Origin of the sequence: Burkholderia sp. BCC1208, from assembly GCF_902833095.1 — a bacterium.
Classification (GTDB): domain Bacteria; phylum Pseudomonadota; class Gammaproteobacteria; order Burkholderiales; family Burkholderiaceae; genus Burkholderia.
On the sequence record NZ_CADFDY010000007.1, the window covers coordinates 314,628 to 337,381 of the forward strand.

Sequence of the window (22,754 nt, forward strand, 5' to 3'; positions counted from 1 at the left end):
TGCTTTACCCGCTCCGTCTCAACGCTTGATCTTCGCGAGCGGCGAATCGGGCGGATACGTCGGCGTGATCGGCTTCGACGAACCGAGCATCACGCACATCAGCGCGTCTTCCTCGCCGATGTTGATTTCCGTGCGATACACGCCCGGCGGCACCGAGATCAGGTCGCGCTCGCCGAGGATCGCTTCCCACGTCTCGCCGTCGCGTTCGCAGATCACCTTCATCTTGCCGCGCAGCACGAAGAAGATTTCCTCGACGTCGACGTGGATGTGGCTCGGGCCGATGTTGCCGGCCGGGATGACCATCGTCGAGAACGTGAAGTTGCCGGCCGGCACCGTGTTGACGTCCTTCGCGACTCCCGTGCCGCCCGTGCCGACATAGCGCATCTGCGCACGGCGGTACTTCGGGTCGTAGTCGGCCTGGAACTTCAGTGCGTCCCAGTCGTAGCGTCGCGTCGCGTAGCGCGCGACACGCCCTTCCATCCAGTCGTTGAAGCTTGCGCCTTCCGGCTGGTCCCACGACTTGCGTTCGAGATCGGCGTCCGCCATCGTCCTCTCCTTCATTCCGAGTGAAAACTTCGATTCAATTCGATTCAATTCATGACGAAGCCGCCGTTGACCGGCAGCAGTTGCCCCGTCACGAAGCGCGCGCCGTCCGACAGCAGGAACAGCACGGGGCCCGTCACGTCGTCGGGCACCTGCGCGCGTGCGAGCGCGCGGCCCTGCAGGTAGAACGCGTGGCGTTCCGCCGGCACGTACGCCGTCGCCTCGACTTCGGTCAGCCCCGGCGCGATCGCGTTGACCGTCACGCCGTGCGCGCCGAACTCGCGTGCCTGCGCATGCGTCATCGCGATCACCGCGCCCTTGCTGGCGACGTACGCGAGCAGCTTCGGCGCACCCCACAGCGCGGTGTCCGACGCCAGGTTCACGATCGCGCCGCGACCCGACTGCGCAAGGTGCGGCAACGCCGCATTGCTGACGAGCCACACGCCGCGCACGTTCACGTTCATCACGGCGTCCCACGTCGACACGTCGAGCTCCGTCGACAGCTTGCCGCCCGAGTTCGTGATCGCCGCGTTGTTGATCAGCGCGTCGATACCGCCGAGCGCCGCCGCGCCCTGCGCGACGAATGCGTCGATGCTGGCCGGATCGGCGAGGTCGAGCGGGAAGAAATGCGCGGTGTGGCCGGCTTGCGCGAGCCGCGCGGCCAGCGCGCGGCCCTCTTCCGCCAGCACGTCGCCGAACGCGACCTGCGCGCCCGCTTCGACCAGCGCCTTCACGAATGCGGCGCCGAGACCGCGCGCGCCGCCCGTGACGAGCACGCGGCGACCGGGCAGTGCCACGACCGGTGCGGACTCAGCCATTCGCGGGCTCCGAAGCGGCGTGTGCCGCGCGATGCGCGTCGAGCGCGGACAGGTGCTCCTGCGCACGCTGGCGCAGCATCCGGCGCACGCGCGTGATACCGATGTCGTGCTGGTACAGGTATTCGTGATCGCGCGCATGCGGCGCGAGGCTTTCGAGGACGTAGCGATCCTGTTCGAGCACGTCCCAGTGCAGGCCTTCGAGACGGTTGCGGTACATGAAGCGCCACACGTCGCGCTGCCAGCCGCTGACCTTGCGGGTACGCCAGAAATAGACCTGGCAGTGGTCGCCGTCGACCGGCGTCGCGAAGCCGATGATCCCGAAGTTGCCGCCGGGGCCGAACTTCTGCTTGTACGGAATCGCGAGGCGCATCCACAGGCAGCCCGTTTCGCCGAGTTCGACCCAGTCGAAGTTCACGTCGCGCTGGCCGATCTTCTCGAACATCAGGCCCGTTTCCGTCTTGCGCACGCGCATGTCGGCCTGCTTGTCGCCTTCGGCCATCGAGTGCGACGTCGCGTGCAGATACGCGCCGTGCATCGGGTCCATCACGTTGTCGATCGCGTACTGGTAATTGCACTTCCAGTTCGACACGCACAGGAAATGGCCGTACTCGTCGGCGACCAGTTCTTCCGGCAGATTCAGCGGCGCCGGCTCGCCGTGCGCTTCGTCGCCGAACCACAGGAAGATCGCGCCGGCTTTCTCTTCGACCGGATACGACTTCACGCACTTCGTGCCTTCCATCGGACAGTTCGACACGGCCGGCACGCGGTTGACCGTGCCGCCGCCGTCGACTTCGATGCCGTGATACCAGCACGCGATGTTGCCGCCGAGGTTCCAGCCGAGCGACAGGCGCGCGCCGCGATGCGGGCAGCGGTCTTCCAGCGCGTGGACTTTTCCTTCGTGATCGCGCCACAGCACGATCTGCTCGGACAGGCGCGTGAGGCCGACCGGTGCGTTCGACACCTGCCAGCTCGGCGCGACGGGATACCAGTAGTTCTTGATGCCGCGGTCGAGGTAGTCGCGAACCGGGTCGTGTTGGGCTTCGTGTTGTGCGGGGGACGTCATCAGTGTGCTCCGGATGCGGTTGTCGTCGGGTCGGCGGTCACGCGGCACGCGCGCTCATTCCGCCAGCGAGGCCATTTCGGCGCGGAAGCGCTCCGCGGTCCACGCGGTGCCGTCCGGCGCGCGGAAGCCGATGCGGTTCAGGCCCGCGACGACGTCGTCCAGTTCGGTCGCGCCGCTCTCGAACACGCGTTCGAGCGCATCGCCGAGGTCGTTCTCGTACTGGGTCGGTTCGGCCTTGCGGTTCTGCCAGACCTGGTTCTCGACCTGGCCGGGGATTTCGATCTGCCCCTTGCCCGCGATGTTGTTCGGCTGCGGCGCCACCCACGGCTTCAGGAAGGGATTGAAGTTGACGGTTGCTTCTTTCATGTCATTCCACCTTGATCTGGATTTCCTCGCCGGCGAGGCGCACCGCGTACTGCTTCAGCGCCCGTCCGCCCGGCCCCTTCAGGCATTCGCCCGTCTTGATGTCGAACACGGCCTCGTGCAGCGGGCATTCGACCGTGCCTTCGTCGACGAACCCCTGCGTCAGCAGCGCGTACGCATGCGGGCACACGTTCTCGAGCGCATACACGTCGTCGCCGACGCGGTAGATCCCGATTTCCACGCCGTCGGTCCGCTTAAACTCGATCGGCGTGTCTTCCGACAGCGCGCCGGCATGACCGGCGCAAATCCATTGTTCAGACATCTCGCACCCTTCCTTCTGATCGACTCTCGGTTTGTTCCGATTTGTTCCATATTAGGAACAGCAGTTTATGGATGGTGATTATAGGAGCGACTTTCCACGAGTAAAACAAAAAGCTGCATGTCCTAGGGAAAACACCGACCGTCAGGTCGACGAACCCTTTCGCCTACCTGATCGAATGTAATTTTTTGTTATGCAGCGGGGATTTATCGGCTTTTTTGAGACCTCGCGCCGGGTCGGCTGGCATCGGCACGGCGCCCATCCGTCCCGAAAAATTTATTTTTGTTCCGGCGCTTGACGCCTCTATACTCCATTCCATCAGAGGCACATTGTTCCTTATATGGAACATACAAATGCCCATGTGGCGATGAACATGCGCGACGGCCGGCCGCCGCTGCGCAAGCCGCCACACACGTTTTCATCAGGTTGGAGAGTCAGGAGACAAAATGGTCAAGCATGCGGTAGCAGCGGCAGTCATCGGAATGGGCGCCGCGTCGGGCGCGTGGGCGCAGAGCAGCGTGGTGCTGTACGGCAGCCTGGATGCGGGTGTCGCGTACGTGAACAACGTCGGCGGCCACGCGAAGTGGGCGATGATCCAGGGCAATACGCAGCCCGATCGCTGGGGACTGAAGGGTAAGGAAGATCTCGGCAGCGGGCTGTCGGCGATCTTCCAGCTGGAAAACGGCTTCTATACGAACAACGGGCAGTTCGCGACCGCGAACACGATCTGGAATCGCGCGGCGTTCGTCGGCCTCAGCTCGGAGCGCTACGGCACGCTGACGCTCGGCCGCCAGACGCCGCTCACGTTCGACTATCTCGATCCGCTCAGCACGGCGTACCTCGCGATGAGCTGGTACGCGTTCCACCCGGGCAACATCGACGGGCTGGCCGCGACCGGCAACGTGCCGTACAACAATTCGGTGAAGTACCGCTCACCGACCTTCGCGGGCTTCTCGGCCGCGGCGACGCTCGCGCTCGGCAATACGACGAACTTCTCGACCGGCAAATCGGTCGGCGTCGCGCTGAACTATGCGAACGGGCCGTTCAAGGCGTCGGCCGTCTACTCGAACGAGCACGACCGCGCGATCCTGATCAGTCAGACGGGCATCGCGTCGTTCCAGGGGCAGAACACCGCGAACGGCTATCTCGCGAACAAGGTCGAGAACATCGGCGCGGGCGCGTCGTACCAGATCGGCGACTTCCTCGTGCACGGCCTCTACACGCGCGTGAAGATGCAGTCGAACGGGTTTTCCGACACGTTCCAGAGCTACGACGCGGGCGTGAACTACCGCAGCAGCGCGTTCAACACGATCGCGGGCGGCGCGGCGACCACGACGCTGGCCGGCCGCCGCTGGACTCAGGTCGAACTCGGCGACATCTACGCGTTGTCGAAGCGCACGCAGTTGTATGCGAACGTGCTGGTTGAACACGGTTCGGGCGGCGCAAAGGCCGCGTTCTTCACGGCCGGCACGTCGAGCACCGCGAACCAGGTGATCGTGCTGACCGGGATTCATCACTCGTTCTGAGCGACCTCGGGCGTTCGGCGCCCGAAAATGACAAGAGCGGCCCGCGGGCCGCTCTCTTCGTTTGCGATGCCGCGCGCCGCGGCCGGTTCGACGCGCGCGTCAGAACATCGCGACCTTGTGGCGCGCATGCGCGAACGTCGGGTCGCTTTCGAGCGGTCGATAGTTCAGCCGTTGCGACAGGTCGACCGCCGCGCCGCACACGGCTTCGACGAGCCGCTCCTTCTCGCCGGCGTCGCCGATCTCCGAGCGCGGCACCGTCGCGGTGATCGCCGCGACGATCGAGCCCGAGTGATCGCGCACGGGCGCGGTCACGGCCGAAATGCCGCTCTCGAACGCCGCCTCGCTGACGGCGTAGCCGAGCCGTGCGTAATGACGCACGCGTTCGTACAGTTCGTCGACGGTGCCGGGCGTACGCTCGGTGAACTGTTCGAGTTTCTTCTCCGGATAGAGCTGCCGCAACGCATCGCGCGTCAGGTCGCCCATCAGCACGTGCCCGTGCACCGTCGCATGCGCGGGCAGGCGCGTGCCGACGTGCACCTTCACCGAACCGAACATCGAAGCATTGCTCTGCGCCTTCGCGACGAACACCACGTCGCGCTGGTCGCGGATCAGCAGGTGCGTCGACAGGCCGGTCGAATCGCGCAGCCGTTCGAGCACGGGCGCGCCGAGATCGGTCAGTTCGAGCGAATTCAGATATTCGAAGCCGAGCCGCAGCACGCCGACGCCGAGCCGGAAATAGCGGTCGCCGTTCACACGCTCGAGAAAACCGAGCGCCTCGAGCGTCTGCAGCAGGCGGAACGTGGTCGTGCGCGGAATGCCGATGCGCTTCGACAGCTCGGGCGCGCCGAGCACGGGCTCGCGCGCGGAGAATTCGGCGAGAATCCGCAGTCCGCGTTCGAGCCCCGGCACCAGATAGGACGACGCGCCGCCCGACGGCTCGTCGTCGCCGGGCGCTGCCGGATCAGGTGCATCGCTCATCGTTGTCTTGACCATGTGGACATGGACGAAAGGAAGTCGGTCACGAAACAGGCCATGGATCGTCGTGGATATTCAGTCATGCTACCTCAGTGCGCGCGTGGGCTCGCACCGGCGCGCGGCGCCGCGAGGCGGCATGCGTGCGGGCGCCGCCATGACGCGTCATTCAAGGTCGAGAGGATAGCAGCGTTGGACGGCGCGACGCCATGCGGATATCGCCGAACGGCGGGAAGGCGGCCGCGCGGCGCTCGCGCGCGGCCGTCAACGGGTAACGGTGGAAACAGCGCGGGATTCGACGCCGGACAGCCTACAGGCGCGACAGATAGACGCGAATGGTCGTGCGGTCGTACGCAAAGCCGCCGGCCGGATCCGGCTGCAGCACCCGCGCCAGATCGACCGGATGCAGCCATCCGGCGCCCAGCAGGCCGCCGTTGATCCCGCGGATCCGGGTGCCGCCAACGGCGATCGCGGCGTGAAAGACATTCGCGCCGCGGGCGAAGCCGACCGCGGTGCCCGCGGGAATGCTCGCGCGTCCGTCCCATTGATCGCCGGTCTCGAAGTTGAAGCGCGTCTTCCACAGCTGGCCGATCGTGTCGAGCAGCGCACCGGGCGCGATCATCGCGTCGGCTCGCAGCAGATACCGGACATACGCCGCGGCGTCGTAGCAGACGCCGCCGGACACGTACTCGTCGATGTTCGCCATCCCGAACATCAGCGCCTGCGCGTGTTTTTGCCGCTCGGCGATGCCGGATTGGGCGACGTGCCCGCCTAACTGGGTCAGTTGCACGGATAGCTCCTCTCAGGAAAGCGGGACATCATTGTCCCGCCGATTCGATATCTTCATATCTTATTATGATATCCGCTGCCGTCTACCCGGTCCGGAACGTCATGGCATGCGCGCCGCCGACGCCGGTGCGGCCGCCGCCGCGTCGGGATTCGGCGCGAGCCGAAGGCGCACGCGCAACGGCTGCAGCATGTCGGGCGGCGGCGACTCGCTCAGCGGGCCGGCCGTCAGGAGTTGCCGCAGCGTCGCGTCCGCATCCGGATCGCCGAGCGACGCGAACTCGATGCGCGTGACGGCGCCGTTCGCGCCGATCCACGCACGCACGACGATCGCGGGCGGCGGCGCATCGGCGTGCGCGTTCAGTACTCGCGTCTCGAGATAGCGGTGGAGCCGATCGGCCGCGTCGCCGTCCGCTTCGAGCCACGTCTGGAACTGCCGCCCGGCGAGCTGGCCGTAACGGATCCATGCCTGCGGCACGTCGGCCGTCTGCGGCGCGGCCGACGTGGCACATACGGCCAGCGCACATGCGACGACGATTGCCCGCAGCCACCCGGATGCGCCCCACTCCTGCGTTCGCTTCATCCCGCCTCCCGTTTCGACAAATCGCCCCCGCGCCGTTTCGTGCGCGGCCCTCGCGCCGTCATTCACGCAGTCCTTCGCACTGCGCTCGCATTGCCTTCGTGTCGCACGGCTGTACCCGCTCACCCGATCTCGATCGGTACATACAGCCGCGTACCGCCGCGCTGCACCAGCAGCGCGACGTTGCCGTGCGCGGCGTCGATCCCGGCCATCAGCGCGCCGATGCTCGCGACCGGCGCGCCATTGACCGACAGCACGACATCGCCGGGCTGCAACCCCGCGCGCGCGGCCTGGCCGCTCGCCTGCTCGACGACGAGGGCCTGGCCGACGCCGAGTTGCTGGCGCTCCCGCTCCGTCGCGACCCGCAGCACGAGCCCGAACCGCGCGGGCCCCTGTTCGCCGCCGGCCGATGCCGTGCCGCTGTCGAACGCGCCGACCGTCGCGATGACGTGCATCGCCCGGCCCGCGCGCCACACGAGCAGATCGGCTTGCCGCCCCGCCCGCATGCCCGCAATCGTGCCGAGCAGGTCCGCCGATTCCGCGACCGGCTTGCCGTCGACCGCGAGCACGACGTCGCCCGCCTGCAGGCCCGCGTGCGCGGCCGGGCCGTCCGGCTCGACCATCGTGATCAGCGCGCCGTCCGGGCTCGCGAGGCCGAACGAGCGCGCAAGCGCCTGGCTCACTTCCTGCAGGGCCACGCCGAGCCGGCCGCGCGTGACCTTGCCGGTGCGCAGCAACTGGTCCTTCACGTCGAGCGCGATGTCGATCGGAATCGCGAACGCGAGCCCCTGGTAGCCGCCCGTCTTCGAGAAGATCATCGAGTTGATCGCGATCACGCGGCCGCTCAGGTCGAACAGCGGGCCGCCCGAATTGCCAGGATTGATCGGCACGTCGGTCTGGATGAACGGAATCGCCTGCTCGCCGGGCAGCGCGCGCGACTTCGCGCTGACGATGCCCTGCGTGACGGTATTCGCGAACCCGTACGGCGACCCGATCGCCATGACCCAGTCGCCGACCTCGGTGCGCGCCGGGTCGCCGGTCGCGACGACCGGCAGATCGTGCGCGTCGATGCGGATCACCGCGACGTCGGATACCGGATCGCTGCCGATCACCCGCCCCTTGAACTGGCGCTTGTCGGTCAGCTTCACGTCGATGGCGACCGCGTCGCCGACCACGTGCCGGTTGGTCAGGATCACGCCGTCCGCGCCGACGATGAAGCCGGAGCCGAGACTCACCTCCTCGCGGTTGCCGATCACGCGCCGCGCGAGAAACGGCGCGAGCGGATGATCGGGCGCGATGCCGGGCGGCAACTGGATCCCCATCTGCGTGACTTCGCGCGTGACGCTGATGTTGACGACGGCCGGGCCGACGCGCCGGACCAGCGCGGCGAAGTTCGGCATCACGACCGTCGATGGCGCGGCAACCGCTTGCGCGGGCCGCTCGGCGGACTGTGTCGTCGCGCAAGCGCAGGCAAACGCGAGCGCTCCCGCGATCACCCACGACGACGCCGTCCGACCCGTGTGCCTGCCCGCTTTCATGTGACTGCTCCTCGTCGGTTCGCGCCGGCACGCCGCCGGCTCGTCGCTGCCCCGCGCCACGCGACCGGCCGCGCCATCACTTACCTCGGCGGCACCGCGATCGGCGCATCGGGCCGTTGCGGCGTCACCGACCGGCCCCAGTTCGAGCCGAAGCGATTCCGCTCGGTCGACAGGTTGAACGTGCCGAGCCGGTTCGACGGCTGTTTCGACAGCCGCTCCGCATCCGTTTGCGACGCGCCCGCCTGGGGCTCGGCCTTCGGCTTCAGTTGTTCGCTCAGGCAGTCGTACGACAGCGCGCGCTTGCCGTCGACTTCCGCGTCGACGCACACCGGCTTCGCCGCCGAACCCGGACCAGCCGGCGCGGGCACGCTCGCTCCCGCGCGGCTGCCCTGTGCATGCGCGCCGGCCGCCAGCAGCAGGCAGGCGATCGCCGCGATGCCGTTTCGTCGCATCTTCATCCATGCCTGCATCGGTAACGACTCCGTTGCGCGCATGTCGTCATCCTCCCGCGCCAGGCCCCGGCGCGCGGGCCAGGAAGCGTCCGAACGCCGCGCGATCGGCTGCGTCGACGGCCGGTTCGCCCGCATCGACATGCCGCGCCCACGCATCGCGCATGCCGTCGACCGGCTGCCACGCGTGCACCTGCGCGCCGGTCGGATACGGCGTGACGAGCGGCTCCCGGTAGTCGACGCGAAACAGCGGGGAGGCGTCGTTGCCGGCCGTCCACAGATCGCCGACGTCGCGCACGCTCGCGTCGAACCAGAAGCGCACCCAGCGAACGGCGGGCGGACGCGCATCGTCGGCCGGCATACCGGCGCCGGGCATACCGGCAGCGGGCGTACCGGCAGCGGGCGTACCGGCACCGGGCATACGGGCACCCGACGCAGCGGCGCCCGACGCCTCCGGCACGCGCAGGAACCCGGCCAGGACGAGCAGTACGGCGGCGAGATCGTCGTCGCGCAACGTCCGGTATGACCAAAGATCCGCGACATCCGCGCACGAGATCACCGCGATGAAGCGCCCGATCGTGAGCGCGGGCCACGCGTGCCGCATCAGCGCGTAATGGCGCGGCCATTGCGCAATGAAACGGTCCCGATGACGCGCCGCGACCTGCACGTCGCGCGAGCCGCGAATCGTCGGTTCCTCCGGTTGATACTGGCGTGTGGTGAGCACGCACTGCGCCGAACATCGCGCGCTCCGGTGCCGCGCATAGCCGCCCGCACCGGGCAGCGGCTCCAGCGCGCCGAAGCAAAGCGGACAATGCGTCGGCCACTCGCCGGGCCGGCCCGGCCACGGGTTCGCCTTCGGCATGCGCGGACGGTCGGAGGCGGCGCCGGAGCGACGACGCCCCGGCGTACGCGCGTCGGGCGCCTCGACGCGCGGCGTCGAACGGAGCGTGGCCATGAGCGCGCCTACCGGGCCGACGCGAGCGCTTTCTTCAGCGCGTCTTCGTTGATCGGTGCGTTCGCGGCCAGCTTCGCGAGATACGCCTGGGCATTCTGCTGCGTGCGCTGGGCGCGCAGCATCGCACGCAGTTGCTCCTTCACGTCGGCCAGCGGACGCGGCGCGGCCGCGCGGATCTCGATCAGCTTCACGACGTGGAAACCGGCCGGCGTCTGGATCGGCGCGGATACCTGGCCCGGCTTCAACGCGTCGGCTGCCTGACGGACCGCCGGCACCATCGACTGATCGGGCACGAAACCGAGATCGCCGCCGTTCGCGGCGCTCGCCTTGTCCTGCGAGTTCGCCTTCGCCAGCGCCGCGAAATCGCCGTTGCGCGCGCGGCTCGCGAGATCGGCGGCCTGCTTGCGCGCCTTGTCGAGCGTCGCGGCATCCGCGTTCGGCGGCACCGCGATATAGATCTGCGCGACGTGCAGCGCGCGCGGCGCCGTGAATGCCGCGCGATTCTTGTCATAGGCCGACTGGAGCTCCGCGTCCGACGGGTAGTCGGCCGGCGGCGTATTCACCGACGCGAGATAGCTGCGCACGACGATTTCGCGCTGCGCCTGCTCGACGGCAGCCTGCACCTGCGGCTGCCGGTCCCAGCCCTTCGACTTCGCTTCGGCCAGCACGGCCTTCTGCGCGAGCGTCGAACGCACGACCTGGTCCAGCGCCGCGGGATCGGCCGCGAGACGCTCGCGCCCTTCCGCGCTCACCGTCTTCAACAGCCCGGCGATGTCGGCCTGCGTGACCGACGCCTGCGCGGCATTCGCGATCACGTCGTCCTGGGCGCATGCCGCGAGCGGCGCGCCCAGTACGAGACCGCCTGCCACCATCGCCAGCATCTTCATCTTCGTCATCATCGTTCGACTGCCTTCTGGATTGCTTCTTTTGAATGCGGACGCCGTATCAGCGCGCGCCCGTCAGCGTCACGCGCAGGACGAGCGGTTGCGCCATCCCGCGTGGCGGTGCGATGCCGATCTCCCTGCCGGCAAGTGCCTCGTGCAGCGCGGCGTCGAGCGCCGCATGCCCGGCCGCCGCGCTGTCGACCCGCGTCACCCGCCCGCGCCGGTCGACCCACGCTCGCACCGGCAGTACCGGCCCGTCGTCGCCGGCATCGGCCAGCGCGTCGGCCCAACGTTCGACGTCCGCGCGCAGGCGGCCCGCGGCCGCATCGTCGCCATCGAGCGCCGTCTGCAGCCACCGCGCGACGTGTTGGGCGTACCTGCTCCACGCGGCGGGCACGTCACGCGCGGCCGTCGCGTCGGCTCGCGCGCGTCCCGGCAGCAACGCGCGCAGCGCGGCACCGAGCCGGTGCGCGACGATCACGATTGCGCGGCCGCTTCGACGGTTGCGGCCGTGGCGTGCGGTTCACCGGCCGCTGCCCGCGCCACCGCTTCCTGCTCGGCCATCGCGGGGCGGTTGCGCAGGTGCAGCAGGAATTCCTGGATCAGCCGATCCCACAGCTCGACCGTCGAACGCAGATAGCGCTCGGACACGCCGCCCGCGACGACGACGTCCATCTCCAGCGCGAGAAACTGCCCGTGGTTCGCGAGACGCGCGAAGCGCTTGGTGCGGTTCCAGTCCGCGACGAGTTCGGCCGGCAATTCGCCCTGCACTTGCAGCACGCACGACAGCGTGTAATCGATGTACGGCAGCGCGGCGAGCGGCGTGTCGGCCCCCTGCGGCGCGAGCGGCGCTGCCGGGTTGCCGAAGCGCACCGCGAAGCCGACGCCCTGGCTCGCGCTCATCAGTTGCACCGCGCCGTTCTGCTCGGCGGCCGTCACGCGATAACCTGCACGGCGCAGCACGTCGGCCAGGTGGTCCGCGCTGATCGCCTCGATCGGCGCATCGTGTGCCGCGCGTTCGGCGCCGGCGTTCGGTTGCTGGTCTTGCATGTCGAGGTTCCCCCTGTTCGACGAATCGATGGATTCCAATGCGGTATCGGGCGACACGCTCACGGTGCGCTCGCCGCCGATGCCGGTGCCGCGGCGGCCGCACGCGCGGCCGGATCGTACTTTCCCGCATACAACGCATCGCCGTAGCGCTGCGCGAGATCGTCGTATTTCACGCGCGCCGACTGTGCGAACGGCTGGCGCGACGAGAAGAACGTGCCGATCCCGACATGCTCGTACGCGTCGAGAATCTCGTGCCCGACGCGATACAACTCGGCATTGTGTGCCTGGCAGGTTTTCAGTTGCGTGTCACGCGCGGTGACTTCCTTCTGCAGTTGCGTTTGCTGCGCATCGCGGGCGCGCGATACGGCGAGCAAGTCCTCATAGGACGCCTTGTATTTCGCGAGCGACTTCGCGTCCTGCTCGCGGCCGGCCCGCTCCTGCGCGAGCGCGCGCTTCGCGGCCGCCTCGGCGCCCGAGTCGCCGCGCGCCGCTGCAAGCTGCCCCTGCATCGCCTTCAGTTGCGCGAGCGCATCGTCGCGCTGCTTCTCGGCCGCCGCCTTGTCGCTCTGCAACTGCGCCTGGGCGTCCTGCAACTGGCGCAGCTCCTGCACGGTCGAGCGCAACTGGCTGCGCAGCTTGTCCTCGATGCTCTGCGCGTGCGCGCCGACGGCCGCGAGCAGCAGCGCGCCGGCCACGGCGGCCGCCAGCATCGTGCGAGTGATCGTATTCATTCGCGGCTCCGGTCAGAAGCGAGCATTGAGCTCGATCTGCAGCACGTCGATCGATACCGGCGGCCCGTACACTTCCTTCGAGCTCAGGTAGCGCGCCGACACCCACGTGTCGCGCGCGACCGCATAGGCCGCGCCGATCACGTAGCCGCGTGCGTTGGTGCCGCCGAGATGGAAATCGGGATCGTTGAACGCGTCGAGCACCGCGTCCGGCTGCAGGTACTTGTACGCGATCGAGAAATTCCACTGGCCCTTCTCGCGCGGCTCCGGCTCGCCGACCGTCGCCTTCGCGAGGAAGCCGTTCGGGCCGCTGCGATAGTCGGCGCGCGTCGCGTTCACCGACGTCGCTTCGTAGTTGTTGACCGGCAGCGACGCCGCCGCGAACGCCTTGTTGTCGTTGTACGCGAGGTTGCGCACGAATTCGCCGTCCAGGCGCAGCTTGAAGCGGTCGGCCACCACCGTGTCCCACTGCGCCTTCAGGTCGAGCAGCCGGTAGTTGTACGCAAGCCCGAAGAGTTGCGGCTGCGGCGTCATCCCCGGCGCGAGGTTCGGGTTCTGCACGATGTTGCGCAGCGCGATCAGCGTGTTGCCGCCCTGCATGAATGCGGGCGCCTCGTTGTCGGTGTTGCAGCTCGTCGCGCCGAGATACAGCGCGCACGGCGACGACAGCGTGCCGCGCATGTTCTGGAAGTCGTAGTACGCGACCGCGCCGCGCAGCCGGTTCTTCGCGTCGATCTTCCAGTCCGCGCCGAACTGCGCGCCGAACATCCACTTCGTGTCGCTGCCGGCCTTGTCGGTGCTGTTCGACGGGAAGTTCTCGCTCGTGTACTGGATCGGGAACACGCCGAGCGTGCCGAACAGCGTGACGTCCGGATTCCACGGCAGCGCATGGCGCAGGTTCGCCGCGAGCCCGTCCATCATCAGGTCGTCGGCGAACACGAGATCCGACTTGAAGAACGGATTGTCGAAGCGGCCGGCCGTCAGGTTCAGCCACGGCGTCGGCCGGTAGGCGAAGAACGCCTTGTTCAGCCAGATGTTCTTCTTCGCGAAGCCGCCGCCGGCGGTCGACGTGGTCGATACGGGCCCGTTGTCGTTGCCGCTCGCGAGCTGGATGCCGGCGATCATCTCGTCGGACAGCGTCGCGGTCACGCCGAGCCGCGCACGGTAGCGCAACAGGTTGTTGCGGTTCTGCGTGGTGTTCTGCGTCGGCAACTGCGTCGTGTTGGTGTTCGGGTTGATGTCGAACCCGTTGCCCTGGTTGATCGCCGCGAAGTTCGTGACGTTGTTCGCGTTGCGGCTGCCGTAGAAGTGATACTCGTCGCGCACGCGCAGGTCGCCGTCGAGCTTGATCCGCGATACCCAGTCGGGGAACGTGTTCGGCTGCGCCCAGTTCTCGGCCTTCGCCTGTGCGATCACTTCCTGCTTCACCTGGTCGCGGATCTGGTCGCGCACGAGCTGCGGTACGTACGGCACTGCGACGTCGCCCGGCTGCGTCGGCGGATTGACCACGCCGCCCGCGACGACCGGTGCGCCCGACCCGCGCGCGGCCCGCGCGTGCACGGCCTCCGTGCGCGCCTCGCTGATCAGCTCGTTCGCAATCTGCTGCGTGAGCACGCCTCGCTTGACAAGCAGGTTGATCAGGTTGATCACCACGCTTTCCGTCGGCGCGGCCTTCCCCGATGCCGCCTGCGCCTCGAGCGATTGCCCCTGCGCGACGGATGCGCACGTCAACCCGAGCGTCAGCACCGCCGCGCCGACGCGCGACAGGCGCGCGGGCGGCGCGCCGTTGCAGGGCACCCCGCCCCGTCCGTTCATCTTCCGAATCATCGATTACTCCGAGAAACACCGTCGTTCGTGGCAGAAAGGAAAAGAGCACCCTTGACAGGCGACTTCGTCCGCAGGCTAGGATGGCCGGCATGATCCTTGTCTATCGCTACCGGGTGAAGTCGCTCAACGGACTGCTCAACAAGCAGAGCCGTGCGGTGAACTACGTCTGGAACTTCTGCAACGACACGCAGAAGCACGCGCTCAAGTGGAACAAGAAGTGGCCGACCGGTTTCGACCTGAACGTGCTGACCACCGGCAGCAGCAAGGAACTCGGTATTCACTCCGGCACGGTCAACGCGACGTGCGAGCAATACGCGAAGTCGCGTACTCAGCACCGTCGGCCCTACCTGCGCTATCGCGGCAGGAAATCGCTGGGCTGGGTGCCGCTGAAGGGGCGTGACCTGAAGCGCGAGGGTGACGCGTTTCGTTTCGCCGGCAACACGTTTCGCGTGTTCAACAGCCGCCCGCTTCCCGAAGGCAAGATCAAGGACGGAACCAACTTTGCGCAGGATGCACGCGGCAACTGGTTTCTCAACATCGTGATCGAGATGCCCGATGTTCAGGCCCGCCCGATCCGTTCCGGTGTCGGTATCGATCTCGGCCTGAAAGACTTCGCCACACTTTCGACCGGCGAGAAGCTGCCCAATGACCAGTTCGGCCGACGAGCGGCGGAAAAGCTGGCGAAAGCGCAGCGAGCACGAAAGCACAAGCGGCATATCGCGAAGTTGCACGCCAAGGTCGCGAATGCCCGTGCCGATTTTCAACACAAGCTTGCGCTCGATCTTGTGCGGCGCTTCGATTACCTCGCGGTCGGCAACGTGTCGGCCGTCAAACTCGCCAGAACCAGGATGGCGAAAAGCGTCTACGACGCATCCTGGTCGTCCTTCCGAAACAAGCTCCGTTACAAGGCGATGGCGCACGGGGCCACGTTCGAGGAAGTCGACGAACACGGTTCTACCCAGTCCTGTTCGTCGTGTGGGTCGAAAGACAGCACGACGCGGCCGAAAGGTATCGCAGGGTTGCGAATAAGAGAATGGACATGCAGTGAATGCGGTGTCGTACATGATCGTGATACCAACGCTGCGTTAAATATTCTCCGATGCGGACGTGCATCGCCAGGTGTGGGAATCCTCAGCCATTAGGCAGAGGATGACGTCAACGAAGCACTCCGAACAATTTTCGTTTCTTTTCCGGCAGCATCCGTGCGACGGACCTGCCCCATGATTCTTTCGTGGTCTCTCGCGCGCATCGTCATGCCGGCTTGCGGCCCTGGAGCTTGACGAGCACCGGGTACGACGTCGCCGGCGGCGGCACTTCGTCGACCTTGCCGAGCGCCTCGACCGCCGCCACGACGGCCGCGTCGATCTTCCCGTCGCCGGTCGACTGCGCGACCGTCACCTTCGTGATCCGCCCCGACGCATCCATCCACAGGTTCAGGCTGCCGGTGAACCGCGCACCGCCGGCCTCCTGCACGCCCTTGTCCTGTTCGATCGCACGCTGCAGCACGTACACCATGTACTGCGCATAGCTCGCATTGCCGAACTTGCCGCCCCCGCCGCTGCCGACCATTCCCGAGCCGTCGCCCGCGCCGATGTTGAAGCTGTCGGTGCCGGCCTGCGCGGGCGCGTTCATCGTCATCTGCTTCGGCTGGTTGTCCGACGGCTTCGGCGCCTCCGAAGGCTTCGGCGCGACGGTCGGCTTGTCGACCGGCGTCTTGACCTCTTCCTTCACCTTCTCGGGCGGCGGCTTCTGTTTCGGCGGCGGCGGGGGCGGCGGCAACGGAATCACCGTCGTCACCTGCGGCGCGCTCACGCGCTTCACGCCCGCGGTGTCCCCCGCGAAATGCCAGATCAGCGCGGCGAGCCCCGCGAGCACGAGCGCGATCGCAACCGGCTTCACGAAGCGGCCGGGGCCTTTCTGCGGCGGGCCGCCGTTGTAGGTCATTTCCATCGCGCTAGCCGCCCTGCTTCGCCTTGCCGGTCACGAGCCCGACCTGCGACAGGTCGAGCCGGCGCAGCAAGTCGAGCACGTCCATGACCTTCTGGTACTGCACGGCCGCGTCACCCTTCAGCACGATCGGGAATTCCGGATTGGTCGCCTTCTCGGTGCGCAGCCGGCTTTCAAGCTCGTCCATCGTCACCGGATACGCGTCGAGGAACACCTGCCCCGAATCGGCGACCGTGATCGCCTTCGTCTTCGGCTTCGCGAGACTCGCGGACGAGCTCGCCTTCGGCAGGTCGACCTTGATGCCCTGCACCGACGCGGTGGTCATGATGATGAAGATGATCAGCAGCACGTACGCGAGGTCGAGCATCGGCGTGATGTTGATGTCGTCGTACGGCTTGTCGTCGTCCTGAACCTGCATGGTGGTCTCCTGCGTGCGGTCAGTCGGCCAGCACGGCGTGATCCGGCGTGCGGTGAGCTTCGGCCAGGCGCGTGACGAATTCGTCGACGAACACCTGCATGTTCGCGGTCACGTTCTTGTTGCGGATCAGCAGGTAGTTGTAGCCGAACAGCGCGGGAATCGCGACGAACAGGCCGGTGACGGTGGCGAGCAGCGCGGCCGCGATACCCGGTGCGATCGCGTTCACGTTCACGTCGCCGGCCGCCGCGATCGCCGCGAACGTGATCATCACGCCGACCACCGTGCCGAGCAGGCCGAGGAACGGGCCGCCCGAGATCGCAATCGTCAGCAGCACCATCGATTTCGACAGCCGCTGGTTCTCGCGCACGAGCGTCGCGTCCATCGACGCGCGGATCGCCTCGATCGATTCGCTCGTGATCACCGTGCGGCCGTTGCCGTCCATGCGGCTGTGGATTTCATGCACGCCGGCCTTGTACAGCCGGTATAGCGACGACTGGTACAGCCGGCGGCCGTCGACGCTCGCTTCGTCGACGTGCGCGAGGCCGACCAGGTGACGCCCGGCCACCTCGCGAAAGCGCTGCACGAAATACTGGTTCGCCTTGTCGACGGTGCCGACGTAGCGTGCCTTGGTCCACATCACGATCCACGACACGAGCGCCATGCCGAGCAGGATCGCGATCACGACCCACGCGTCGACGGTCACCGACTGCACGATCACGCCGAAGTAACCGAAGCCGAAGCCCGACTGCTTCTCGTCGGCGCCGTACGCCACGAGCTTCGATTCCGAGCCCTGGGCGAGTGCGTCGACGGCGATCGCGGCCGGCGAGCGCGCGATCTTCGACAGGCGCAGTTCGTCGAGCGCGCCCGCATACTCGGCGAACCCGGCCGGCGCGCCGGCGACGTCCGCGCCTACGGCCGCCGCGCCAGTCAGCGCGGGCAGCGTCGCCGCGACCTGCGTGGCCTGCTTGCCGTTCACGTAGACGGTCAGGTTCTTGCCGTCGGCCGTGACCGCGAGATGGGTCCACTGATTCGCGGCGACGGGTGGAACGGCAGGCGTGCGCACCGGCGCCGGAGTGCCGGCCGCACCCGCCACTTCCGCGAACGGCACGCCGTTGTCGAGGCCGATCAGCAGCGCATTCGCGCCGTCGCGGCGGCTGTACAGCAGCGTGTTCGGCGCCAGCGCCGACGGCTTGACCCACGCGCTGAACGTGAAGCTGCCGCCTGCGGCCAAGTTCAGCGACGGGCTCGCCGGCAGCGTCAGCGACCCCGTGCCGTCGAACCGCGCGCCCTTGCCGACGATGCCGTCCTCGACCGTGCGGAACGCCGCGTTCTGCGCATTGTTGCCGTATGCGGTCGCGTCCTTCGGCGGGGCGCCAGCCGCACCGTTGAAGTGATAGACGAGCGTGTAGTCGGCATCGAAGGTCTCGGCCGGCTTGCCGCCGTCCGGCGCCTTCTTGTTGCCGTAGTACATCCAGATCGATTCCGCGGCGCCGGCCGGCATCTTCGGCACGTCGACCCAGATCAGCGCGACGCCGAGCACCGGATCGTATTGCTCGACATGGAAATTCAGCGGCGTCTTGTCGTCGGCCGCGACGAAGCGGATGTCGGCGCCGTTGTCGGCCAGCCCGTCGAACTGGAAGTTTCCCGAATGCAGGCGAATCAGCAGCGGCACGCGGCCGGCCGAATCCGCGAGGTTCGCGCCCTTCGGGCTCGCGTCGATCGTGATCGCCTTTCGGTACGACCAGTCGTTCTGCCACCATGCGTTCGCGATGCCGGGCAGCACGCCGAGCATCACCGCCAACAGGAAAAACAAGACTCGCTTCACGATCCACTCCCCGAATGGGCGGGCGCCGCGCTCGTCGCATCGCCCCGCCACGATCAAAAAATCCGTCAGAATCCCAGCCTTACGTAGAAATCGAACCGCGGGCTGTACCGCCGCGTATAGACGCCGGCCTTCAACGGCCAGCCGGCCTCGAAATCCGCGCTCGCGTATTTCATGAGCTGCAGCCGCGTGCCGACACCGACGCTCATCAGGTTGAAGCGCGACGTCTGCTCCGGCAGCGGGCTCAGCAGCCACAGGTGCGCCGCGTCGAAGAACGCATGGAAGCGCCATTCGTTCACCCGGCTGCCGACCGCGCCGCCCAGCCACTTCGACAGCGACGGGCTGCGCAACTCCAGCGACGCGATCACGCCGCTGTCGGCCGTGTCTTCCGCCTGCATGTAGCCGCGCACGCTGTTCATCCCGCCGGCTGCGAACTGCTCGCTCGACACGAGCGGCGAGTTCGAGATCTGCGCGTTCACGTGCGCATTGGCCTGCATGTCGTTAGCGAAGCGCTGCGTGTGATTCACGTCGAACTTGCCGTACACGAAATCGGGCGTCGCGTTGTAGCGCTTGTTGTCCCACGCGCCCCAGTCGCTGCCGAGGCCGCGGATGTTCGTCGTCAGCGATGCGGAGAACGACGTCTGCGAGTTCTTCAGGCTCAGCTGGCCGTTGTACGACAGCGTCACCGGCACGTATGTGAGCGGCGCCGTCGAGCCACCCTGGCCCGGCAGCGACACGTCTTCGTCGTAATGCTTGCGGTCGATCTCGATGCTGACCGTGTGCGCGTAGGTCTCCGTCGCCGGCAGCGAATAGATCGCGGTGAAGCCGTACGTGGTGCCCTTGCCGAGCACGTTGGTGTTGCCGACCGACGCGACGTTGCTGTCCGAATGCACGACCGTCGCAAGAAAGCTCCAGCGCGAATCCTTGATCGGCGCGAGATACGAGAACGCGTAGACGCGCGCATCGTTCGGATGCTGCGGCGCGATCACGTAGGTGCCGGAAATCACGTGGCCGAGTTGCCACAGATTCGAATAGCTGAGGCTCGCGGTCGTGCGCAGCGTCGACGTGCCGGGGCTGTTGTCGTTGTTCAGTTCGAGCGAGCCGTGCAGCGGGCTGTGATCGTCGACCTTCAGGTCGACGTCGACCGTCTGCGGCAGCGCACCCGGCTTCAGCACCGGGATCACCTGGCGGTCCGCCGAGCGGTTCAGGTCGGTGAGCTGCTGCTGTGCCTGGTTGAAATCGGGCACCTTGCCTTCGGCCAGCGCGGGCACCGCGTCGCGGATGTTCTGCGGCGAGTTGTATTGCGCGCCGTCCACGCGCAAGCGCCCGACCTTCGCCTCGGTCACCTGCAGCAGGATCACGCCGTTCTTCACCTGCTGCTGCGGCAGCTCGACCACGACCGACTGGTAGCCGCGATCCTGGTATACCTTCTGCAACGCATCGCGGGCCGCGTTCACGTCGGCGAGCGTGCGGCCCGGCCCTTCGAACGGATACACGGCCTTCTCGATCTCGAGCGTCGGCAACGTCGTGTTGCCGCGCACCACGAAGGCATTCACGTCGAACGTCTGCGGCGCCGACGGTGCCGCCTTCGCGGCCGGCGCGGTGGTGGCTTCCTGCGCATGGACGCCCGGCGCGAGGCTCAGCCCTCCGACCAGCACGGCGCCGGCCAGGCATCGGCAATTCAGCCGCCATCGTTCGCGTGACTTGCGGTCTACTCTCGGCGGCATGCGCCATTCCCCTTTGTTGTTCCGGACCGCAGCGAAGCTGTCGCGAACCCGCCGCTCGCCCCGCTATCAGTTGCCTGTTTCACTTTGATGACGATTGATTCGCCATCCTTATCATGAACCGCGAGATGCTCGATATACTTTCGATCCGAACTCAGCCGTGATGCGTCAGCGCCGCCTGCGCATCGGCGTGAAAACCGAACTGCGTCACTGCGAACTGCAACAGCGTATCGACGCACGTCGCGAGCGATGCGCGGCCGGTATCGAGCGTGAGATCGGCTGCCACCGGCGGTTCGTACGGCGCCGAAACACCCGTGAATTCCGGCAGCGCGCCACGCCGCGCCTTCGCATACAGTCCCTTCGGATCCCGCGCCTCGCAGCACACCAGCGGCGTGCTCACATACACTTCGCGGAATGCCGGCCCCACGATCGCTCTCGCCGCATCGCGCATCGCCGCGAGCGGCGAAATGACCGCGACGATCGCCAGCGCGCCGGATTCGCTCGTCAGTGCCGCGACTTCGGCAATGCGCCGCACGTTTTCGAAACGATCCTGCACCGTGAAGCCGAGATCCCGATTCAACCCCGTGCGCAGCCGGTCGCCGTCGAGCACCACCGGATGCATGCGTCGGTCGCGCAGTCGCGCCGCTACCGCATCGGCCAGCGTCGTCTTGCCCGCGCCCGACAACCCCGTGAGCCACAACACCCCGCCGGCCCGCGGCGACGACGCGCGCCGCCCTGCGCGGGCCCCGTCTACCGATAAGGACGAAACGACATCGGAAAACCCGCAACGATCGATCGTCATCACGCGCGCTCCGCCGCCTTCGCGGGTTCGTCGTCCTCGCGCGGACGCGTCTGCCAGAAGCCGCCCTGCATCGTCACGATCGACGGCGTCTCGGCCCATTGATGCGGGCTCAGGATTTCGGCACGCCGCACGTTCGGGATCACCTGCACGTCGAAGATCTCGTCGACGCCGTTGAAGAACTGCAGGATGCCGAGCACGTCGCCGGTGTTCGCGTCGAGTGCGGCGACCCCCGCGACCAGCACGTCCGATTCGCTTTCGATCGGCAATCCCTGCGGACCGCGTTTGTCGCGCAACTTCGACAGCCCGACGAACAGCACGCCCCCGTATTCGGCGAGACCGTGCGTGAAGCCCGGCAGCTTCGCGAGCACGCGCCGCGCGCCGGACTGCGGATCGATCTGCAGCACGTGGCCGCGACCGCCTTCGAGCACATGCAGGCGCCCGCCGATCACGCGCGGCGAATGCGGCATCGACAGCCCCGATGCGACGATCCGGCCGGACGGCACCTCCATCACGATGCCGCTGCCGGCCATTCCGCTACGCCAGCCGAACGGCTCGTTGCTCATGCCGAGCGCCGTCGCGAACCGCACCTTGCCGTCGGCGAACGCCATGCCGTTCAGGTGGCAGCGATCGTCCGGCGTGGTCTCCGTCACGAACGGCGGCTGCCAGATCGGCGTGAAGTTGAAATAGCCGTCGATCACGCTGATGCAGGAATAGCGTGTGTTGACCGCGAGCAGCACATGCTTGTCGAACGCCATGTCGTGCAGGTCGAGATCGCCCGTGTAATAGGACATGCGCGGCACGAACATCGCATCGTAGTGATCCGGTCGGGCGGGATAGCGCGGCGCGAGCGTCGACACGTTGGCGAACACCATCAGCTCGTGCATCGTGGCGACCGCGAGCCGCTTGCCCGACACGGCCATCCCCATCGAGCGCGGCAACAGGCACGCGGACAGCGTGGGCACGCCGTCGTCGACGCCGATCACGGCCACGCCGGACGGGCGGCGGCTCACGGCCAGCGAGCACCCGAGCGCCTCGAGCACCTGCAGGAAGCGCCCGGTGTCGCGCAGGTTGATGACCGGCGACAACGCTTCCGCCTGCCGCGCCGACACGTCGTCCGTCGGCGCGCCGCTTTCGCCCGCCGGCCGGGTTTCCTCGAACTGTTCCACTGTCATGCACCTGTCGGCTTCCCGCCGCCTGATGAGAAAAAATGCCCCGCTCGCAGACTCCCGCCCGCCGACCCGATGCACGCGCATCGGTCGCGAACGGGGCCGCGTACGGCGCACCAAGTCGCAGCTCCCACCTACCTAGACGGAACGAAGCGCGCATTGCCGCAATGTTTTTTTGCGTGACGTCGAGCGATCCGCCGGCATGGGCAAGCGATCGACGCAAGCGGCCTGCATGCGTGCGGCCGCGCCCTCGCGGGAGACTCGCGAGACGCGGCGCATGACCTTGCGTGGCCCCCGTTTCGTGTACATGTCGTTGCCTGGCCGACGCGCGGCGCTTCGGCGGCCCGCCGGCAAACGAGGCGCCGTCCGGCCGGCCCCCGAGCGAAAATGCGACGGCCAGCGTGCGGCCCGACAATCCTCCGGTTTCAACCGGGAAGTTTTTGTGACATTCGACTGAAGATATTCACGAAACAC

General features: G+C 67.3%; 24 protein-coding genes. 2 read left to right on the forward strand and 22 right to left on the reverse strand.

Annotated features, from left to right (window positions below; genetic code table 11):
- Positions 1-18 precede the first annotated feature (18 nt).
- The 5 genes from HWX09_RS18715 to HWX09_RS18735 are packed head-to-tail and all read right to left on the reverse strand — an operon-like array spanning position 19 to position 3,109.
- Positions 19-546: a cupin domain-containing protein gene (locus HWX09_RS18715; protein ID WP_027780954.1), complete on the reverse strand. Its 528-nt coding sequence runs from the start codon at positions 544-546 to the stop codon at positions 19-21.
- 44 nt (positions 547-590) lie between these two features.
- On the reverse strand, positions 591-1,361 hold the full coding sequence (locus tag HWX09_RS18720; RefSeq protein ID WP_027780955.1) for an SDR family oxidoreductase: 771 nt from the start codon (positions 1,359-1,361) through the stop codon (positions 591-593).
- A complete protein-coding gene (locus tag HWX09_RS18725) occupies positions 1,354-2,424 on the reverse strand; it encodes an aromatic ring-hydroxylating dioxygenase subunit alpha (RefSeq protein ID WP_027780956.1) in 1,071 nt (356 codons plus the stop codon). The genes HWX09_RS18720 and HWX09_RS18725 overlap by 8 nt, the downstream gene beginning before the upstream one ends.
- Before the next feature lie 54 nt (positions 2,425-2,478).
- A complete protein-coding gene (locus tag HWX09_RS18730) occupies positions 2,479-2,790 on the reverse strand; it encodes a recombinase-like helix-turn-helix domain-containing protein (protein ID WP_027780957.1) in 312 nt (103 codons plus the stop codon).
- 1 nt (position 2,791) lies between these two features.
- On the reverse strand, positions 2,792-3,109 hold the full coding sequence (locus tag HWX09_RS18735) for a non-heme iron oxygenase ferredoxin subunit (RefSeq protein ID WP_006489883.1): 318 nt from the start codon (positions 3,107-3,109) through the stop codon (positions 2,792-2,794).
- 443 nt (positions 3,110-3,552) lie between these two features.
- On the opposite strand from HWX09_RS18735, the gene HWX09_RS18740 reads away from it, so the two are divergent.
- Positions 3,553-4,632 (forward strand): porin, encoded by a 1,080-nt coding sequence (locus HWX09_RS18740; protein WP_027780958.1) that lies wholly within the window; start codon positions 3,553-3,555, stop codon positions 4,630-4,632.
- A gap of 99 nt (positions 4,633-4,731) precedes the next feature.
- Here HWX09_RS18740 and HWX09_RS18745 read toward each other — a convergent pair whose 3' ends face one another.
- From HWX09_RS18745 to HWX09_RS18795, 11 genes are all read right to left on the reverse strand, one after another.
- Positions 4,732-5,625, reverse strand: a complete 894-nt coding sequence (locus HWX09_RS18745) for an IclR family transcriptional regulator (protein WP_027780959.1) — start codon at positions 5,623-5,625, stop codon at positions 4,732-4,734.
- Between the two features lie 289 nt (positions 5,626-5,914).
- Positions 5,915-6,394 carry a type 6 secretion system effector deamidase TecA gene (gene tecA / locus HWX09_RS18750; RefSeq protein WP_027780960.1) on the reverse strand — a complete coding sequence of 160 codons (480 nt, stop codon included), beginning with the start codon at positions 6,392-6,394 and terminating at the stop codon, positions 5,915-5,917.
- 99 nt (positions 6,395-6,493) lie between these two features.
- Complete coding sequence (locus HWX09_RS18755) at positions 6,494-6,973, reverse strand: hypothetical protein (RefSeq protein WP_034185226.1); 480 nt, start codon at positions 6,971-6,973, stop codon at positions 6,494-6,496.
- 119 nt (positions 6,974-7,092) lie between these two features.
- Entirely contained in the window at positions 7,093-8,508 is a 1,416-nt protein-coding gene (locus tag HWX09_RS18760) for a Do family serine endopeptidase (protein ID WP_027780961.1), read from the reverse strand.
- 80 nt (positions 8,509-8,588) lie between these two features.
- Positions 8,589-8,966: a hypothetical protein gene (locus HWX09_RS18765; protein WP_027780962.1), complete on the reverse strand. Its 378-nt coding sequence runs from the start codon at positions 8,964-8,966 to the stop codon at positions 8,589-8,591.
- A gap of 40 nt (positions 8,967-9,006) precedes the next feature.
- Positions 9,007-9,912: a hypothetical protein gene (locus tag HWX09_RS18770; RefSeq protein ID WP_027780963.1), complete on the reverse strand. Its 906-nt coding sequence runs from the start codon at positions 9,910-9,912 to the stop codon at positions 9,007-9,009.
- An 8-nt stretch (positions 9,913-9,920) separates the two neighbouring features.
- Positions 9,921-10,811 carry a peptidylprolyl isomerase gene (locus HWX09_RS18775; protein WP_027780964.1) on the reverse strand — a complete coding sequence of 297 codons (891 nt, stop codon included), beginning with the start codon at positions 10,809-10,811 and terminating at the stop codon, positions 9,921-9,923.
- Between the two features lie 46 nt (positions 10,812-10,857).
- On the reverse strand, positions 10,858-11,277 hold the full coding sequence (locus HWX09_RS18780; RefSeq protein WP_230469037.1) for a hypothetical protein: 420 nt from the start codon (positions 11,275-11,277) through the stop codon (positions 10,858-10,860).
- A complete protein-coding gene (locus HWX09_RS18785; RefSeq protein WP_027780966.1) occupies positions 11,274-11,846 on the reverse strand; it encodes a YbjN domain-containing protein in 573 nt (190 codons plus the stop codon). Before HWX09_RS18785 ends, HWX09_RS18780 begins: the two co-directional genes overlap by 4 nt.
- A gap of 59 nt (positions 11,847-11,905) precedes the next feature.
- Complete coding sequence (locus HWX09_RS18790; RefSeq protein ID WP_027780967.1) at positions 11,906-12,577, reverse strand: hypothetical protein; 672 nt, start codon at positions 12,575-12,577, stop codon at positions 11,906-11,908.
- Between the two features lie 12 nt (positions 12,578-12,589).
- A complete protein-coding gene (locus tag HWX09_RS18795; protein WP_027780968.1) occupies positions 12,590-14,401 on the reverse strand; it encodes a putative porin in 1,812 nt (603 codons plus the stop codon).
- A gap of 89 nt (positions 14,402-14,490) precedes the next feature.
- Here HWX09_RS18795 and HWX09_RS18800 point away from each other — a divergent pair, with 89 nt between their 5' ends.
- Positions 14,491-15,543, forward strand: coding sequence for an RNA-guided endonuclease TnpB family protein (locus tag HWX09_RS18800; protein WP_027780969.1), 1,053 nt, complete (start codon positions 14,491-14,493; stop codon positions 15,541-15,543).
- Between the two features lie 109 nt (positions 15,544-15,652).
- On the opposite strand, the gene HWX09_RS18805 is transcribed toward HWX09_RS18800, so the two are convergent.
- From HWX09_RS18805 to HWX09_RS18830, 6 genes are all read right to left on the reverse strand, one after another.
- The gene (locus tag HWX09_RS18805) at positions 15,653-16,351 is read right to left on the reverse strand and encodes a TonB C-terminal domain-containing protein (protein WP_027780970.1); all 699 of its coding nucleotides are present in this window, start codon (positions 16,349-16,351) and stop codon (positions 15,653-15,655) included.
- Between the two features lie 4 nt (positions 16,352-16,355).
- Positions 16,356-16,766, reverse strand: a complete 411-nt coding sequence (locus HWX09_RS18810; protein ID WP_027780971.1) for a biopolymer transporter ExbD — start codon at positions 16,764-16,766, stop codon at positions 16,356-16,358.
- Positions 16,767-16,785: 19 nt separating this feature from the next.
- Positions 16,786-18,591 carry a MotA/TolQ/ExbB proton channel family protein gene (locus HWX09_RS18815; protein ID WP_027780972.1) on the reverse strand — a complete coding sequence of 602 codons (1,806 nt, stop codon included), beginning with the start codon at positions 18,589-18,591 and terminating at the stop codon, positions 16,786-16,788.
- Positions 18,592-18,656: 65 nt separating this feature from the next.
- Positions 18,657-20,315 carry a ShlB/FhaC/HecB family hemolysin secretion/activation protein gene (locus HWX09_RS18820; protein ID WP_230469038.1) on the reverse strand — a complete coding sequence of 553 codons (1,659 nt, stop codon included), beginning with the start codon at positions 20,313-20,315 and terminating at the stop codon, positions 18,657-18,659.
- Between the two features lie 151 nt (positions 20,316-20,466).
- Positions 20,467-21,114 carry an adenylyl-sulfate kinase gene (cysC, locus tag HWX09_RS18825; protein ID WP_034185227.1) on the reverse strand — a complete coding sequence of 216 codons (648 nt, stop codon included), beginning with the start codon at positions 21,112-21,114 and terminating at the stop codon, positions 20,467-20,469.
- Positions 21,114-22,286, reverse strand: a complete 1,173-nt coding sequence (locus HWX09_RS18830; protein WP_027780975.1) for a TIGR03032 family protein — start codon at positions 22,284-22,286, stop codon at positions 21,114-21,116. Before HWX09_RS18830 ends, cysC begins: the two co-directional genes overlap by 1 nt.
- Positions 22,287-22,754: the final 468 nt, after the last annotated feature.